Source organism: Staphylococcus simiae (assembly GCF_017357005.1).
GTDB classification, from domain to species: domain Bacteria; phylum Bacillota; class Bacilli; order Staphylococcales; family Staphylococcaceae; genus Staphylococcus; species Staphylococcus simiae_A.
The window spans coordinates 1,970,822-1,984,792 of sequence record NZ_CP071589.1 but is presented as its reverse complement, the minus strand read 5'-3'; the positions used below and the strand labels follow the sequence as shown (position 1 = coordinate 1,984,792).

Annotated in this window: 13 protein-coding genes, 2 tRNA genes and 1 rRNA gene; all 16 read left to right on the top strand. The window is 32.4% G+C overall.

All coding sequences use genetic code 11. The features are described from left to right. Positions 1-56 precede the first annotated feature (56 nt). Entirely contained in the window at positions 57-536 is a 480-nt protein-coding gene (locus J3R86_RS09125; protein ID WP_207517031.1) for a PH domain-containing protein, read from the top strand. Next, entirely contained in the window at positions 529-2,085 is a 1,557-nt protein-coding gene (locus J3R86_RS09120) for a PH domain-containing protein (RefSeq protein ID WP_207517030.1), read from the top strand. Before J3R86_RS09125 ends, J3R86_RS09120 begins: the two co-directional genes overlap by 8 nt. Beyond that, the gene (locus J3R86_RS09115) at positions 2,072-2,551 is read left to right on the top strand and encodes a PH domain-containing protein (RefSeq protein WP_207517029.1); all 480 of its coding nucleotides are present in this window, start codon (positions 2,072-2,074) and stop codon (positions 2,549-2,551) included. Before J3R86_RS09120 ends, J3R86_RS09115 begins: the two co-directional genes overlap by 14 nt. Positions 2,552-2,592: 41 nt before the next feature. Beyond that, positions 2,593-2,949: a holo-ACP synthase gene (gene acpS / locus J3R86_RS09110; RefSeq protein ID WP_207517028.1), complete on the top strand. Its 357-nt coding sequence runs from the start codon at positions 2,593-2,595 to the stop codon at positions 2,947-2,949. A gap of 63 nt (positions 2,950-3,012) precedes the next feature. Next, positions 3,013-4,161, top strand: coding sequence for an alanine racemase (gene alr / locus J3R86_RS09105; protein ID WP_207517027.1), 1,149 nt, complete (start codon positions 3,013-3,015; stop codon positions 4,159-4,161). An 84-nt stretch (positions 4,162-4,245) separates the two neighbouring features. Next, positions 4,246-4,416: a type II toxin-antitoxin system antitoxin MazE gene (gene mazE / locus J3R86_RS09100; RefSeq protein ID WP_002465155.1), complete on the top strand. Its 171-nt coding sequence runs from the start codon at positions 4,246-4,248 to the stop codon at positions 4,414-4,416. Further along, positions 4,413-4,778 (top strand): type II toxin-antitoxin system PemK/MazF family toxin, encoded by a 366-nt coding sequence (locus tag J3R86_RS09095; RefSeq protein WP_002465156.1) that lies wholly within the window; start codon positions 4,413-4,415, stop codon positions 4,776-4,778. Before mazE ends, J3R86_RS09095 begins: the two co-directional genes overlap by 4 nt. 600 nt (positions 4,779-5,378) lie before the next feature. Next, positions 5,379-6,380 carry a SpoIIE family protein phosphatase gene (locus tag J3R86_RS09090; RefSeq protein WP_207517026.1) on the top strand — a complete coding sequence of 334 codons (1,002 nt, stop codon included), beginning with the start codon at positions 5,379-5,381 and terminating at the stop codon, positions 6,378-6,380. Between the two features lie 117 nt (positions 6,381-6,497). Beyond that, on the top strand, positions 6,498-6,824 hold the full coding sequence (locus J3R86_RS09085) for an anti-sigma factor antagonist (RefSeq protein ID WP_207517025.1): 327 nt from the start codon (positions 6,498-6,500) through the stop codon (positions 6,822-6,824). A 1-nt stretch (position 6,825) separates the two neighbouring features. Beyond that, complete coding sequence (gene rsbW / locus J3R86_RS09080; RefSeq protein ID WP_207517024.1) at positions 6,826-7,305, top strand: anti-sigma B factor RsbW; 480 nt, start codon at positions 6,826-6,828, stop codon at positions 7,303-7,305. After that, positions 7,280-8,050, top strand: coding sequence for an RNA polymerase sigma factor SigB (gene sigB / locus J3R86_RS09075; protein WP_207517023.1), 771 nt, complete (start codon positions 7,280-7,282; stop codon positions 8,048-8,050). Before rsbW ends, sigB begins: the two co-directional genes overlap by 26 nt. Positions 8,051-8,547: 497 nt before the next feature. Continuing rightward, the gene (locus J3R86_RS09070; protein ID WP_207517022.1) at positions 8,548-10,698 is read left to right on the top strand and encodes a Tex family protein; all 2,151 of its coding nucleotides are present in this window, start codon (positions 8,548-8,550) and stop codon (positions 10,696-10,698) included. Next, positions 10,691-11,149, top strand: coding sequence for a SprT family protein (locus J3R86_RS09065; protein WP_207517021.1), 459 nt, complete (start codon positions 10,691-10,693; stop codon positions 11,147-11,149). The genes J3R86_RS09070 and J3R86_RS09065 overlap by 8 nt, the downstream gene beginning before the upstream one ends. A 916-nt stretch (positions 11,150-12,065) precedes the next feature. After that, positions 12,066-12,151 (top strand) — tRNA-Leu (locus J3R86_RS09060). A 20-nt stretch (positions 12,152-12,171) separates the two neighbouring features. Next, positions 12,172-12,245, top strand: a tRNA-Gly gene (locus tag J3R86_RS09055). A 119-nt stretch (positions 12,246-12,364) separates the two neighbouring features. Next, a 16S ribosomal RNA gene (locus J3R86_RS09050) occupies positions 12,365-13,916 on the top strand. The last annotated feature ends 55 nt before the right edge of the window (positions 13,917-13,971 follow it).

The window sequence follows — 13,971 nt, the reverse complement described above, 5'->3', positions numbered from 1 at the left end:
AGAAATAGAAATATAAAATGAATGGCATTGTGTTTTTAGTTAGGAGTGTTATCAATATGTCATCAGCACATGCTTTTAAGAAAAGTCCTAAATCAGCTTTATCATATTATATAGTGATTAGTATTATTAAATTTTTACAAGATATGGCATGGTATGTCATATTTTATTTATTATGGCGACATTTCGATTGGCATCCATACTTGATTTATGTACTCCTATTATTATTTATAATAAGTGTAGTTCAACTTATAGTTAGACCATTTTACAAGTATCATTGCCTTTCTTATTCCGTAGATCCTAATATGATTCAATATCGTTCTAAATGTCTTGTTGAAACTATAAGAACTACTAAAATAGAAAGATTACAATACCTTCAAGTAAAGACTAACCCTATAAGCAGAATGTTTAAGTTATATCAATTAGTCTTTGTTACTGCAGGACATGAAGTCATCTTACCAATGCTAGATGAACAACAAACGAACGTTATTCACGAAATAACTTTTAAACAATTGAGGGGGGTGGATGAAGATGTCTAGTCCAAATAAACTTCACCCAATTTCATATGTAAATGGTTTAATTACTGCCATTAAACAAAATTTTATTGTTTTTATCGTTTTTATATTCTTTCAGTTGAAGGATTTTGATTTTTCAAACCCTAAATCATACATATGGCCTGGTGTGTTATTTAGTATTTTTGTTATAACTTATTGTAATCAAATTATTAAAGCATATACGACGAGATATTGGATTGACAACGATAAATTCATCATCACTAAGGGGTTATTTAATAAAGAAAGAAAAGAATTAAATATTGAACGAATTCAATCAGTAGACACTTCTCAAACACTTATTAATCAATTGATAGGTGGGGTTGAACTTAAAATTAAGACACCGAGTGATGGTATCGAGTTAAGTGTTATTTCTAAAAAGCAAAGTGAACTCATTGAACAACAAATCGATCGTCTACAGTTAGAAATATTAAAAGATGACAATACAAATGTTAACCAATTCAATCAAGATAAGGTTGATATTGAAATTAATAGAGATAATGTCCAAGAAAAATATGAACATAATTTCAATGATAAGACATTACAACAACAAATGTATCATATGCCATTTAAACAGTTGCTCTTTATGTCACTGACAAGTGGTGCCATTGGCTTAGCATTTGCAACAATCGGACCAACATTTGGTGTATTCTCTGACTTTATCCCATGGTCAAAATTAGGTGAGACGTTTGGAGTGATTGCACATGCTTTAACTATCACTATAATAGCGATAGTAGTTTGTATTATCGCTATAAGTTATGTTATCGGAACAATTTTGAATATAATGAGATACTTTGATTTCTGTATTACATATGATGCCAAACAATTAAAAATTACCTATGGCCTTTTTAACAAAAAGAAAATAACAGTTCCAACAGAAAGAGTTCAAGCTATCGTTGAACAGCAATCATATGTAAGAAGATTGTTTGGATACACAGCGATTCATTTTATAACAACTAGCGATTTTAATATCAACAATGATAACGATGATGGTAATAGCAATGGTAATGTTTTGGTTCTACCATTTATAAAAAGAAAAAATGCGTATCAAGTTATACAAAAATTAGTTCCAGAAATGGAATTTCAGCAGATAGAACCAGGAATGCCAAGGAAAGGGTTTCATAGACATTTTCTGATTCCAATCCTTGTTATTATAGCTATATCAGTAGGTTGTTTATATTTTTGGTCGCAATTTTTATGGTTAATAGTGTCTATAGCGGTAATCGTGATATTGTTATTTATTATCAAAGCTATCATTTATACTAAAAATGCTGGATTTAAAATAACTAAAAATGAACTTACTATAAGAACTATTACTTTATTCAATCGTAAAACATATTATTTAAAAAGGAATAAAATAATTGGATTTGATACCTTTCAACATCCGCTACTTAAGCGTAGTCATTTAATTAATTTTAAAGTGATTATAGCCAAGGGTCTTGATAAGAAGAATATAGGTTTAAAATTTGCACAAGAGAAACAAGTTCTCATGCTTAAATATTGGTTTGAGAGAGGTGAAAGTCATGAAAGAAATTAATTTTATGGCACCCAATGCCAAAAAAGTAATGAGATTAAGTGCCTTGTTAATTTGGATTACTTTAATAACAATAGTATTAATTGCTTTTAACATACTAAATGGTTATCTTTGGCATATCATGTCAAATAAGATAATAATTATGTTAAGTATCATATTATGGCTATTAATAATGATATTTATGTTATTTATAATGCCCAATTACCGCTATCATTATTTTCGCTATATTATCGAGGAAGATGAAATTCGTATTAGGAGAGGTATCTTTTTTGTGAAAGAAAATATCATTCCGTATTTTCGTATTCAAAATATTGATATAAAAGAAGGCATGTTAATGAGACGTTACCAATTAGCAACATTGACTTTATCAACAGCTGGTGGAAATTCACACATTGAGTTGATTAAAAATAGGCAAGCAGAATTGTTAAAACAAGTCATTAACGACAAACGCACAACAAGTCAGACGTAATTGTATTAGCCAAATCAATTTTTAGTAAAAGAGGATATATCATGATTTATGGCATAGGTATTGATTTAATAGAAATAGCAAGAATAAAAAAAGTGTATGCTAAACAACCCAAGTTAGTAGATCGTATTTTAACGTCAAATGAACAACAGAAATTTTATAAGTTTAGTAATGAGCAACGGAAAATTGAATTTTTAGCTGGACGATTTGCGGTCAAAGAGGCCTTTAGCAAAGCTTTAGGAACTGGTTTAGGACAACAAGTCGCATTTAATGATATTGATTGTTATAACGATGACTTAGGAAAACCATGTATTACTTATCCTGGTTACAAAGTACATGTTAGTATTACACATACAGAAAATTATGCAATGAGCCAAGTGTTATTAGAAATAATTGAATAAACAATTAATAACAAATAACAACAGTAGATGAAGATAGAATAATTATTAATGGGAGGAATGATTATGGCAGATAAATATTACCGTCCGGCATATATCAATGTAGATTTAAATGCAGTATCTGCAAATTTTAATACGATTAGTACGTTACATCATAATAAGACAGTTATTGCAGTAATTAAAGCTAATGCTTATGGATTAGGTAGTGTTAAAGTTGCACAACATTTAATGAACCATGGTGCAACATTTTTTGCAGTGGCAACATTAGATGAAGCAATTGAACTTCGCATGCATGGTATCACTGCTAAAATATTAGTATTAGGCGTTATTACACCAGAAGACGTCGATAAAGCTATCCAGCATCGCATAGCATTAACAGCACCATCCAAACAATGGTTAAAAGAAATGATTAAGAACATATCAAGTGAGCAAATTAAGAAACTCTGGTTACATGTCAAATTAGATACAGGTATGGGTAGATTAGGTATTAAAGATAGTGACGAGTATCAAGAAGTGATTGATATTATTACTCAACAAGAACAACTTGTCTTTGAAGGTGTATATACTCATTTTGCTTGTGCTGATGAACCAGGTGAATATACGACTGAACAATATCAATTATTTAAAAATATGGTAAATCAATTCGAAAAGCCTCAATATGTCCATTGTCAAAATTCAGCAGCAACGTTATTAATGGACGGTCAATTTTGTAATGCCGTAAGACCTGGAATTGCTTTATATGGATATTATCCATCTGAATATGTTAAAGAAAATGTTAAAGTACACTTAAGACCTAGTATTCAACTAGTAACTAATATTGTTCAAGTTAAATCTTTATTGGCCGGTGAATCAGTTAGTTATGGTGCTACATATACTGCAACAGCAGCAACAAAAATAGCAATTTTACCAATTGGCTATGCTGATGGGTATTTGAGAGTCATGCAAGGAAGTCATGTTAACGTCAATGGACAACAATGTGAAGTTATTGGTCGAGTTTGCATGGATCAAATGATTGTTAAAGTACCTGATAATGTAAAAACAGGTGACTCAGTTATTTTAATTGATAATCATCGAGACAGTGAACAGTCTGTGGAACAAGCCGCTCGCAAACAACAAACCATTGTTTACGAAGTCCTTTGTAATTTATCAAGAAGATTGCCAAGAGTATATCATGATGGCGATGACATAGATGTGACAAATGAATTATTAAAATAATATAGTCAGTATTATTAAAATTTGTTATCATAAAAGTAATTAAAGTACAATTAATAACTTTTGAACTCGGATGGAGGTTCTCATATGTTATCATTTAGCCAAAATAGAAGTCATAGTTTAGAACAATCTTTAAAAGAAGGATATTCACAAATGGCAGATTTAAATCTCTCCCTAGCGAACGAAGCTTTCCCAATAGAGTGCGAAGCGTGTGATTGTAACGAATCATATTTATCTTCTAACTCATCGAATGAATGATTAAAAGAGGCGATGTTTATTTAGCGGATTTATCACCAGTTCAAGGGTCTGAACAAGGGGGAGTTAGACCTGTAGTCATTATACAAAATGACACTGGTAATAAATATAGTCCTACTGTTATTGTTGCGGCAATAACAGGTAGGATAAATAAAGCCAAAATACCAACACATGTAGAAATTGAAAAGAAGAAATATAAACTTGATAAAGATTCAGTTATTTTACTTGAACAAATACGAACACTTGATAAGAAACGATTAAAGGAAAAGTTAACGTATTTATCAGAAAGTAAAATGAAAGAAGTAGATAATGCTTTAATTATTAGCTTAGGATTAACTACTTTAAGTCAACATAAACTTTCTTAGTTTATTATATGAATTTTTCAAAGACAAATAAAATAATGTTAGGAAGACAATAATTTTATAATAAAAATAACTTATTCGACACAGCAAATTTCACAAGGTTACTTTGCTAAAGTAGTTATTCATTATAAGTTTTGTATATAGTGTTTATTATAAATGGATGTCTTAAGTTTTTTAGCTTTAGGTGTTCAATCCTAAAGTTTTTTTTGGCTTTAATGTTTGATTCTCTAAAAAAGTGGACTAATCATTTTAATTGCATATGAATCTAACATATATTTGATTGTAAATATTCTATTAGCAGAGTTTAGTTTTGTAGTGGTTTGGTGCCAACCTTTGCCTATCTAGAACATTACAACAAAAATTAAGTTTTTAATTTTTGCTGTAACAGTTCTTACCTTACTTAACACAAATAGAGAATAATACTTTTATATTGAGTTTGTAGTTTAGTGAAATGTTATTTGTTTTCTCTTACTACATATCAAGCCTAAAAAATCAATATTGCTGAATTAGTATTTACTGGGGTATATAAGTAATTTGTACTGACATGTCGTGTTTAAGTACAACACAGCTTATTTTATGGGATAGAAATAAGGAGGCAAAATCGTGGAAGAGTTTAAACAACATTATAAAGGTTTAATTGATGAAAGTTTAACCAATCAAGATCAAAAAGAATTAATAAAAAAATGTGAGAAGTATACAGACGAAGTCATCAGGAAAGACGTTTTGCCTGAGGATATCGTAGACATACATAAGAAATATATTTTAACGTTAGACTTAACTAAAGAAGATATTTTCAAAACTTTAGTCGTCTTACAAGAAATTGTTAAAGGCTTTGGGTATAGTTATAGAGATTATCAGAAATTAGTAGATAAACTTCAAGTCCACGATAAAGAAATAGATTTAGCATCTAGTCTACAACAAACAATGCTAAAAACAGATATCCCACAGTTTGATAGTATACAAATAGGTGTTATCTCAGTCGCTGCACAAAAAGTAAGTGGAGATTATTTTAATTTAATAGATCATAACGATGGAACAATGAGTTTTGCAGTTGCCGACGTGATAGGTAAAGGTATTCCAGCTGCACTTGCCATGAGTATGATTAAATTTGGTATGGACTCTTATGGACACTCTCAATTACCGAGTGATGGGTTAAAACGATTAAACCGAGTTGTTGAAAAAAACGTTAATCAAAATATGTTTGTCACAATGTTTTATGGCTTATATGAAGAAATGAACCATTTGTTATACTGTAGTTCAGCTGGACATGAACCTGGATATATTTATCGCGCTGAAAAGGAACAATTCGAAGAGATTTCAGTTAAAGGTAGAGTATTAGGAATTAGTCCAAATACAAGATATCAACAGCAAGAAATTCCTATTTATTTAGATGATTTAATTATCATTTTCACAGATGGTGTGACTGAAGCTAGAAGTACAGAAGGTGAGTTTATTGATAAAAATCAATTACTAGATTATATAGAGAAACATAAACATATGCATCCACAAGATATCGTTCAAATTATATATGAAGCTATTTTAAAACTACAAAATCCTAGTAAAAAAGATGATATGATTATATTAATTATTAAAAGAGTAAATTAATTAACTTTAACGATTTAAAATCATTTATTTGGGTATAATATAATTTGAATTATAAAATTTTAACAAAACACATTGTGTAACTATAAATTTAGTAAATTAAAGTAGGAGTGTATTTAAATGAATTTAAATATAGAAACTGTCACTTATGATGATTATTATGAAGTCAAAGTAGGTGGAGAATTGGATGTTTATACAGTACCTGAATTAGAAGAGGTACTAACACCAATGCGACAAGATGGTTCACGTGATATTCGTGTTAACCTAGTAAATGTTACTTACATGGATTCAACAGGATTAGGACTTTTTGTAGGGACATTAAAAGCGTTAAATCAACATGATAAAGAATTGTACATTTTAGGTGTATCAGATCGTATCGGAAGATTGTTTGATATCACTGGATTGAAAGATTTAATGCATGTTAATGAAGGAACGGAGGTTGAGTAACATGCAATCAAAAGAAGATTTTATTGAAATGCGTCTTCCGGCCTCAGCAGAATATGTTAGTTTGATTCGCTTAACTTTATCTGGTGTATTTACAAGAGCTGGTGCATCATATGACGATATTGAAGATGCTAAAATTGCAGTAAGTGAAGCTGTAACAAATGCTGTTAAACATGCATATAAAGAGAAGAAAGAAGTTGGCATGATTAATTTGTATTTTGATATTTTAGATGATCGTATTAAAATTATTATTTCTGATCAAGGTGACAGTTTTGATTATGAAGCAACTAAAACACAAATTGGACCTTATGATGAAAATGAAAGTATTGATTTTCTTCGTGAAGGTGGCTTAGGCTTGTTTTTAATTGAATCATTGATGGATGAAGTGACAGTTTATAAAGAATCTGGTGTTACGATTAGTATGACTAAGTATATAAAAAAAGAGCAGGTGCGAAATAATGGCGAAAGAGTCGAAATCAGCTAATGAAGTTTCACCTGAACAAATTAACCAATGGATTAAAGAACACCAAGAGAATTCGAATAGTGAAGCACAAGATAAATTAGTTAGACATTATCAAAAACTGATTGAATCTTTAGCATACAAATATTCAAAAGGGCAATCACATCATGAAGATTTAGTTCAAGTTGGTATGGTTGGTTTAATAGGTGCCATCAATAGATTCGATATGTCCTTTGAACGGAAATTTGAAGCCTTTTTAGTACCAACTGTAATCGGTGAAATCAAAAGATATTTAAGGGATAAAACATGGAGTGTTCATGTACCAAGAAGAATTAAAGAAATTGGGCCAAGAATTAAAAAGGTTAGTGATGAATTAACAGCAGAGTTAGAAAGGTCTCCATCAATTAGTGAAATTGCTGCTAGATTGGAAGTTTCAGATGAAGAAGTTCTAGAAGCTATGGAGATGGGGCAAAGTTATAATGCTTTAAGTGTCGATCATTCCATAGAAGCAGACAAAGACGGTTCTACTGTAACGTTGTTAGATATTATGGGTCAGCAAGATGATAACTATGATTTAACAGAAAAACGTATGATATTAGAACGAATATTACCTATTCTATCCGAAAGAGAACGAGAAATTATTCAATGTACATTTATTGAAGGTTTGAGTCAAAAAGAAACTGGTGAACGTATCGGTTTAAGCCAAATGCATGTTTCTAGATTACAAAGGACAGCCATCAAAAAATTACAAAATGCAGCTAATCAATAACTTGAGGTTATTACGTTATATTTTTTATAACAATGCATGTAAAACTCATATGTTTGTACATTTGTACAATTAATACAATAATTAAGAAGCCAAATGATTAAAAATTTTGGCTTCTTTTTTATAATCATTTTAATAAAAAGAAATATAACTGCGCAGTGATTAGACCACTATTATAATGAAGTTGTTGAAATTAAGCTGAGACATAGGATGTTGTATTCAATGATGTACATTTAGCGGTCACTATTAGTATTGAAACACGTTAAAACTTAATATCATGTAACATTCATCCGTATAGGTGGAGTAGGATAATGACATTCATTGCTAAAAATTTTATGTATGTTTCACTTCTAGTAATTAGTAACATTGTGATGAGGATAACAATAATGCATATTTAAATAGATGGTTATGTAAGTCACTGGTAATAATATTATTACCACAGTAAAAAAATGAATATGTTAAAATGGGGAAGTAAATTATAGAAAAGAGTGGTTTAGTAAATGGATAATAATTTGATTCAATCTATAATAGAAAAGTATCAATTTAGTAAGAAACAAATAGAAGCAGTGCTAAGTTTATTAGAAGAAAAAAATACTGTACCCTTTATTGCTCGTTATAGAAAAGAGCAAACAGGTGGATTAGATGAAGTTGAAATTAAACAAATTGATGATGAATATCAATACATAGTTAACCTACAAAAACGTAAAGAAGAAGTCATTAAGAATATTGAACAACAAGGTCTATTAACTGATGACTTAAGACAAGATATTTTAAAACAAACAAAGCTACAACGTGTTGAAGATTTATATAGACCATTCAAGCAAAAGAAAAAGACAAGAGCGACTGAAGCTAAACGTAAAGGTTTGGAACCTTTTGCTAAATGGATAAGACAAGCGAAACACGAAGTGGATATTAACGATAAAGCACAACAGTTTTTTAATGAAGAAGTTACTACTGTTGATGAAGCGGTAAGAGGAGCACAAGACATTATCGCTGAACAAATATCAGATAATCCCAAATATAGAACTAAAATATTAAAAGATATGTATCACCAAGGATCTATTGTCACAACTAAAAAGAAAAACGCTGAAGATGAAAAAGGCATTTTTGAAATGTATTACAATTATAGTGAACCTATTAAAAAAATTGCGAATCATCGTGTATTAGCAGTCAATCGCGGTGAAAAAGAGAAAATATTAACGGTTAAGTTTGATTTTGATACAACACAGATAGAAGCATTAATTACCAAACAAGAAATAATTCAAGATAATCCTTACCAAGATTATATTATTGAAGCTATAAGAGATAGTTTAAAACGTTTAATTATACCTTCGATTGAAAGAGAAATTCAGAGTGATTTGACGGAAAAAGCTGAGCATCATGCCATTTTGGTGTTTAGTGAAAATTTAAGAAATTTACTTTTACAACCACCAATGAAGGGAAAACAAATATTAGGGGTCGATCCTGCATTTAGAACAGGTTGTAAATTAGCTGTTATCAATCCGTTCGGAACTTTTGTTGCTAAAGGTGTGATCTATCCGCACCCACCAGTATCAAAAATTGAGGCCGCAGAAAAAACATTTGTCAATATGGTTCGAGATTATGATGTACAATTAATTGCAATAGGAAATGGAACAGCAAGTCGTGAAACTGAACAATTTGTGGCAGACATTATTAAGAAACATGAATTACCAGTACAATTTATTATTGTCAATGAAGCAGGAGCATCAGTTTATTCAGCTTCTGAAGTTGCAAGAGATGAATTTCCTGATTTTCAAGTTGAAGAGCGTAGTGCAGTATCCATCGGGCGACGCGTACAAGACCCACTTAGTGAACTAGTTAAAATTGATCCGAAATCAATAGGTGTTGGTCAATATCAACATGATGTTAATCAAAAAGAATTAGAAAATGCTTTAATATTTGTCGTAGAAACTGCGGTTAACCAAGTTGGTGTTGATGTGAATACAGCTTCACAATCATTATTACAATATGTATCAGGACTAAGTCCTCAAATTGCTAAAAATATTATTACTTATAGAGAAGAAAACGGTGCAATAAAACATAACAAAGAAATTAGCAAAATTAAACGATTAGGTGCCAAGACGTTTGAACAAAGTATTGGCTTTTTAAGAATAGTAGAAGGTACAGAACCATTAGATAATACATCCATTCATCCAGAAAGTTATAAAACGACGTATCAGTTATTAGATAAACTAGGATTTAATGGTACTGATATTGGAACAGATGCGTTAAAAGATAAATTAAATAAATTAAACATTGATGATTTAGTTCAAGAGTTGGATATAGGCATACCGACATTGGAAGACATTATTAAATCTTTAAAAGCACCAAATAGAGACCCTAGGGATGAATACGAAACACCAATCCTTAAATCAGATGTGTTATCAATTGAAGATTTAAAAGAAGGTATGAAATTAAGTGGGACAGTTCGCAACGTTGTAGACTTTGGTGCTTTTGTGGATATTGGTGTTAAACAAGATGGTTTAGTACATGTTTCAAAATTATCCAAGAAATTTGTCAAAAATCCTATGGATATAGTTAGTGTTGGAGATATTGTGGATGTTTGGATACTTTCTATAGATAGAGATAAAGATAAAGTCGCACTAACAATGATTGATCCACATGAATAATGATGATCTGCAGTTATTAACTGAAAGATTATCAATAGATAACTTTGGTCTCGCTTTTAATCATAAAGTGTATTTTAATAAGCGTTTAAGAACTACTGGTGGACGTTATTTATTAACATCTCATAATATAGAGATAAATCCAAAGCAATATCAGCATTTTGGGGAAGAAGATGTTAAAAAGATTATTTTACATGAGTTGTGTCATTATCACTTGCATATTGCAGGTAGAGGATATCAACATAAAGACAGAGACTTTAAAATATTAAGTCAACAAGTAGGCGCACCAAGATTTTGTAATAGAATACAAAGTTATGAACAGCGCGCTAATTATGAATATCAATGCACAAAATGCCATACTCAATATTTACGTATTAGAAAAGTGGATACTAAACGAATGAGATGTGGTAAATGTAATGGTAAATTGAAAATGACTAAACTTTTCCATAAATAAGAAGAGAAGTCTTCCAGATTTGAGTTTAATGTTAATTTGCAGAATATGGAAATGTTAAGAAGGTAATTTGATATCAAGCATGTAAATATAACTAGGGGTAAGTATTAGGGGATAACAACTTTATTACTTATGCCTAGTTTTTACTTTTTTAGTGGTGGCGCTATAGAAATAAACTTTCAACAAATATATCTAGTTGATGATGTAAGTCGTCATCATTTATGTAAATGCTGCATGTAGCTTTTTAATAATGAGTCCAAACTACTCTGTTAAAATTGACTAAGAATATAAAAGTTGATTTATGAATAGTTGATCATCAACACTGTTACTTCCAGTGACCTAATATTAAATATAGTATTATGCTTTTTAGTTAGTTACATGATGCTACGACTGAATGTTGAAATTAAAAAAATAATATTTGTTGTTTCAGATTTGACTTAGAAAAAGTATAGTTTAAATTGAAATAAATACCCAAATGGTTCCATTTTGATGATAATTGTATGGTTAATCAATCTATTAAGATAAAAAGAAAAGTTAAATTAGAAAAATGACTGTTATCATTTTTACTACTAATAAGTGATAAAGCGTTAATATGACTAATATTACTTTTATTGATTTGGAAATAATGTATTTTTGTATTGACTATTAAAATAATATTTCGTATGATTAAACACGTTCCTTTTTTACAAAACACATACAATTTTATGTAATAAAAGGTAAAATCAAAAAATAAAAGATTTTAAAAAATCATTGACTTTTCTAGCTTATTACTTTAATATTATTAACGTTCTGTTAAGAACTTATTACCTTTGTTAAATAAAAGTTAAAAAAGTGAAAATAACTTATTGACTTTGAAATATAGATGTTTTATAATAAATATCGTTCTAAAAAAACAAGCCGTTTTAAATGCGTTTTGCCAGCGGTCGTGGCGGAACGGCAGACGCGCTAGGTTGAGGGCCTAGTGGGAGTAATCCCGTGGAGGTTCAAATCCTCTCGGCCGCACCAAAAAATACTTAATTTAATAAGCGGGTGTAGTTTAATGGCAAAACCTCAGCCTTCCAAGCTGATGTTGTGGGTTCGATTCCCATCACCCGCTCCATAGAAGATTTAAAATGAACATTGAAAACTGAATGACAATATGTCAACGTTAATTCCAAAAACGTAACATTAAGTTACAAACATTATTTAGTATTATGAGCTAATCAAACATCATAAATTTTTATGGAGAGTTTGATCCTGGCTCAGGATGAACGCTGGCGGCGTGCCTAATACATGCAAGTCGAGCGAACAGATGAGAAGCTTGCTTCTCTGATGTTAGCGGCGGACGGGTGAGTAACACGTGGATAACCTACCTATAAGACTGGGATAACTTCGGGAAACCGGAGCTAATACCGGATAATATATTGAACCGCATGGTTCAATAGTGAAAGATGGTCTTGCTATCACTTATAGATGGATCCGCGCTGCATTAGCTAGTTGGTAAGGTAACGGCTTACCAAGGCAACGATGCATAGCCGACCTGAGAGGGTGATCGGCCACACTGGAACTGAGACACGGTCCAGACTCCTACGGGAGGCAGCAGTAGGGAATCTTCCGCAATGGGCGAAAGCCTGACGGAGCAACGCCGCGTGAGTGATGAAGGTCTTCGGATCGTAAAACTCTGTTATTAGGGAAGAACATATGTGTAAGTAACTGTGCACATCTTGACGGTACCTAATCAGAAAGCCACGGCTAACTACGTGCCAGCAGCCGCGGTAATACGTAGGTGGCAAGCGTTATCCGGAATTATTGGGCGTAAAGCGCGCGTAGGCGGTTTTTTAAGTCTGATGTGAAAGCCCACGGCTCAACCGTGGAGGGTCATTGGAAACTGGAAAACTTGAGTGCAGAAGAGGAAAGTGGAATTCCATGTGTAGCGGTGAAATGCGCAGAGATATGGAGGAACACCAGTGGCGAAGGCGACTTTCTGGTCTGTAACTGACGCTGATGTGCGAAAGCGTGGGGATCAAACAGGATTAGATACCCTGGTAGTCCACGCCGTAAACGATGAGTGCTAAGTGTTAGGGGGTTTCCGCCCCTTAGTGCTGCAGCTAACGCATTAAGCACTCCGCCTGGGGAGTACGACCGCAAGGTTGAAACTCAAAGGAATTGACGGGGACCCGCACAAGCGGTGGAGCATGTGGTTTAATTCGAAGCAACGCGAAGAACCTTACCAAATCTTGACATCCTTTGACAACTCTAGAGATAGAGCCTTCCCCTTCGGGGGACAAAGTGACAGGTGGTGCATGGTTGTCGTCAGCTCGTGTCGTGAGATGTTGGGTTAAGTCCCGCAACGAGCGCAACCCTTAAGCTTAGTTGCCATCATTAAGTTGGGCACTCTAAGTTGACTGCCGGTGACAAACCGGAGGAAGGTGGGGATGACGTCAAATCATCATGCCCCTTATGATTTGGGCTACACACGTGCTACAATGGACAATACAAAGGGCAGCGAAACCGCGAGGTCAAGCAAATCCCATAAAGTTGTTCTCAGTTCGGATTGTAGTCTGCAACTCGACTACATGAAGCTGGAATCGCTAGTAATCGTAGATCAGCATGCTACGGTGAATACGTTCCCGGGTCTTGTACACACCGCCCGTCACACCACGAGAGTTTGTAACACCCGAAGCCGGTGGAGTAACCTTTTAGGAGCTAGCCGTCGAAGGTGGGACAAATGATTGGGGTGAAGTCGTAACAAGGTAGCCGTATCGGAAGGTGCGGCTGGATCACCTCCTTTCTAAGGATATATTCGGAACATCTTTTTAGAAGATGCGGAATAACGTAGACATATT

Excerpts from the sequence above, each read along its gene's own strand:
- J3R86_RS09125 (WP_207517031.1), top strand. The coding sequence starts at position 57 with ATGTCATCAGCACATGCTTTTAAGAAAAGTCCTAAATCAGCTTTATCA.
- J3R86_RS09120 (WP_207517030.1), top strand. The coding sequence starts at position 529 with ATGTCTAGTCCAAATAAACTTCACCCAATTTCATATGTAAATGGTTTA.
- J3R86_RS09115 (WP_207517029.1), top strand. The coding sequence starts at position 2,072 with ATGAAAGAAATTAATTTTATGGCACCCAATGCCAAAAAAGTAATGAGA.
- acpS (WP_207517028.1), top strand. The coding sequence starts at position 2,593 with ATGATTTATGGCATAGGTATTGATTTAATAGAAATAGCAAGAATAAAA.
- alr (WP_207517027.1), top strand. The coding sequence starts at position 3,013 with ATGGCAGATAAATATTACCGTCCGGCATATATCAATGTAGATTTAAAT.
- mazE (WP_002465155.1), top strand. The coding sequence starts at position 4,246 with ATGTTATCATTTAGCCAAAATAGAAGTCATAGTTTAGAACAATCTTTA.
- J3R86_RS09095 (WP_002465156.1), top strand. The coding sequence starts at position 4,413 with ATGATTAAAAGAGGCGATGTTTATTTAGCGGATTTATCACCAGTTCAA.
- J3R86_RS09085 (WP_207517025.1), top strand. The coding sequence starts at position 6,498 with ATGAATTTAAATATAGAAACTGTCACTTATGATGATTATTATGAAGTC.
- rsbW (WP_207517024.1), top strand. The coding sequence starts at position 6,826 with ATGCAATCAAAAGAAGATTTTATTGAAATGCGTCTTCCGGCCTCAGCA.
- sigB (WP_207517023.1), top strand. The coding sequence starts at position 7,280 with ATGGCGAAAGAGTCGAAATCAGCTAATGAAGTTTCACCTGAACAAATT.
- J3R86_RS09070 (WP_207517022.1), top strand. The coding sequence starts at position 8,548 with ATGGATAATAATTTGATTCAATCTATAATAGAAAAGTATCAATTTAGT.
- J3R86_RS09065 (WP_207517021.1), top strand. The coding sequence starts at position 10,691 with ATGAATAATGATGATCTGCAGTTATTAACTGAAAGATTATCAATAGAT.